Annotated in this window: 1 protein-coding gene; it reads left to right on the top strand. The window is 49.5% G+C overall.

Going from position 1 to position 467, the window contains the following annotated elements; all coding sequences use genetic code 11:
* The coding region (locus ASC50_RS04405) for a sigma 54-interacting transcriptional regulator (RefSeq protein WP_162491135.1) at positions 1-467 on the top strand (467 nt) is incomplete at both ends.

Below are 467 nucleotides of genomic sequence, written 5' to 3'. Positions count from 1 at the left end.
GGAAGGAAGTGATTGCCCGCGAAATTCAGCGGCTTTCTTCGCGCAACAAGGAGGTGCTGATAACCGTCGATATGGGTGCTATCACGGAATCGCTGTTTGAAAGCGAACTGTTTGGACACGTCAAAGGCTCTTTCACGGATGCCAAAACCGACCGGATTGGTAAATTTGAGGCTGCCAATCGCGGTACGTTGTTTCTCGATGAAATCGGCAATTTGTCTTATCCTTTGCAGGCTAAACTGCTGAATGCCTTGCAGTCGCGACAAATTATCCGCGTAGGCGACAACAAACCCATTCCGGTGGATATTCGCTTGATCAGTGCCACCAACCGCCGGTTGCAGGAATCGGTGCAAAAAGGCGAATTTCGGGAAGATTTGCTCTATCGCATCAACACCATTCAGATAGAAGGGCCACCGTTGCGGCAGCGAGTGGAAGATATTCCGCTGTTAGCCGAGTTCTTTTTGAAAAAA

This window comes from Candidatus Symbiothrix dinenymphae, assembly GCF_001431085.1.
Note: the sequence above shows the minus strand (reverse complement) of the source record. Positions and strands in the feature narration are given on the sequence as shown.